This window comes from Staphylococcus sp. HMSC072H03, assembly GCF_001809305.1.
GTDB classification, from domain to species: Bacteria; Bacillota; Bacilli; order Staphylococcales; family Staphylococcaceae; genus Staphylococcus; species Staphylococcus hominis.
This window is the reverse complement of record NZ_KV796863.1, coordinates 1-2,062: the sequence shown is the minus strand read 5'-3', so window position 1 is coordinate 2,062 and position 2,062 is coordinate 1. Positions and strand designations below refer to the sequence as shown.

2 protein-coding genes and 1 pseudogene are annotated in these 2,062 nt (G+C 32.5%); all 3 read right to left on the bottom strand.

The window, feature by feature from the left end; translation table 11 throughout:
* Positions 1–28 precede the first annotated feature (28 nt).
* A pseudogene (locus HMPREF2578_RS00425) lies at positions 29–427 on the bottom strand (DegV family protein); the annotation flags it as partial.
* 9 nt (positions 428–436) lie between these two features.
* Positions 437–922, bottom strand: a complete 486-nt coding sequence (locus HMPREF2578_RS00420; protein ID WP_000175735.1) for a trimethoprim-resistant dihydrofolate reductase DfrS1 — start codon at positions 920–922, stop codon at positions 437–439.
* 41 nt (positions 923–963) lie between these two features.
* A complete protein-coding gene (locus tag HMPREF2578_RS00415) occupies positions 964–1,920 on the bottom strand; it encodes a thymidylate synthase (RefSeq protein ID WP_000282655.1) in 957 nt (318 codons plus the stop codon).
* Positions 1,921–2,062: the final 142 nt, after the last annotated feature.

The following is a 2,062-nucleotide window of genomic DNA, read 5'->3' as shown; positions in this document are numbered from 1 at the left end:
TTAGCTATATTTTTTTACTTTGCAACAGAACCAATTCAACAATTTGCTTAATTTGATAACCTAACCCAAACGAAATAGATTTAGAATCAATCACTGTAATATTACCATCTACCATATGGCTCGCTTGAACAGCAGTATTATAAGTACCACTTAAGCCTGACGAAAGATGAATACTTATAATTTCAACGTCATCTTGAGCTAATTGCTCATATGTTTCAATAAATCGACCAATAGGTGGTTGACTTGTTTTGACGTCTGCATCATTTTCAATATGATCGATATACTCACTTGAAGAGATATCAACTTGATCAGTGTAAGATTTCCCGTCGATTGTCAGGCTTAATGGTATAACATGAATGTTATGTTGTTTTAAATATTCATGTGATAAATCAGAGGTTGAATCCGTGACGATAATTTGTTTAGCCATAATTGCCTCCTATTTCCCTTTTCTACGCACTAAATGTAAGAATGTATGCGGTATAGTATTTTTTTCATCTAGTTGACCTTCTACTGAAGATTCGACTTCCCAGTTTTCGAATGTGTATGGTGGAAAGAATGTGTCTCCTTGAAACTTTCCATCTATTACTGTGATATACATATCATCTACCTGGTCAATCATTGCTTCGTATAACGTTTGTCCTCCAAATATAAAAACATGACCAGATAACTCTTTAATTTCATCAAGAGAGTTTATAACATCTACCCCTTCATGGTGAAATGAAGCTTGGTTAGTGAGTACGACGTTACGTCTATTTGGCAATGGCTTCCCTATAGAATTAAAAGTTTTCCGTGCCATTACAAGTGTATTCCCAGTGGTCAGTTGTTTAATATGCTTTAAATCATTTGGTAAGTGCCAAGGTAATTGATTTTGGTACCCAATGACTCTTTGTTTATCGTGAGCGACAATTATTGATAATGTCATGGTATACCTCCTTTCTGTATGCGAAATATTAATGCATCTTTTTATACCGCAATAGGTGCTTTAATAGCAGGGTGTGATTCATAATTTATCAATTCTAAATCTTCATAATTAATATCAAAAATTGATTTATCTGTATTAATTTTTAATTGAGGTGGTAGATAACTATCTCTTGATAATTGTGTATGTATTGCATCCATATGATTGGAATAAATATGTGCATCTCCAAATGTATGAATGAATTCACCCACCTCAAGTCCACATTCTTTTGCAACAAGATGTGTCAGTAAAGCATAACTTGCAATATTGAAAGGAACACCTAAAAATATATCAGCACTTCTTTGATATAATTGACAATTTAATTTACCCTCTTGTACGTAAAATTGAAACATTGTGTGGCAAGGTGGTAATGCCATTGAATCGATTTCAGTAGGATTCCATGCTGAAACAATGTGACGTCGAGAGTTTGGATTGGTTTTAATTTGTTGTATAACTGATTTTAATTGATCGTAATGATTTCCATTTTTATCTTCCCAATCTCTCCATTGTTTACCATAAACATTCCCTAAGTTGCCATATTTTTTAGCAAATGCATCATCGTTTAGAATACGTTCTTTAAATTTTTTCATTTCTTCTTTATACTGCTCGTTAAATTCAGGGTCTTGCTGGGAACGATGTCCAAAATCTGTCATGTCTGGTCCATGATAATCATCAGACTGAACATAATTTTCAAATGCCCATTCATTCCATATATTGTTATTATATTTAAGTAGGTATTGAATGTTTGTATCTCCTTTAATAAACCATAATAATTCAGTTGCTACTAATTTAAAAGAAACCTTTTTGGTTGTAAGTAAAGGAAACCCTTTGGTTAAATCGAAACGCAATTGATGCCCAAATTTGGAAATTGTCCCGGTATGTGTGCGATCATCGCGTCTATTCCCTATTTCTAATATCTCTTCGCATAAGCCATGATAAGCTTCGTCGAATGGATTATACATGCGTACAACTCCTTATAAAAATATGTACTATATTAATAAACATTATACTAGAAAAGAGGTTCTGTTGCAAAGTTGAATTTATAATATGATTTTAACAAAATGGAGTCTTTTGTATGAACTATTTCAGATATAAACAATTTAA

Bases quoted from the DNA above. Each gene is read 5' to 3' on its own strand.
- HMPREF2578_RS00420 (WP_000175735.1), bottom strand. From the start codon at position 922: ATGACATTATCAATAATTGTCGCTCACGATAAACAAAGAGTCATTGGG.
- HMPREF2578_RS00415 (WP_000282655.1), bottom strand. From the start codon at position 1,920: ATGTATAATCCATTCGACGAAGCTTATCATGGCTTATGCGAAGAGATA.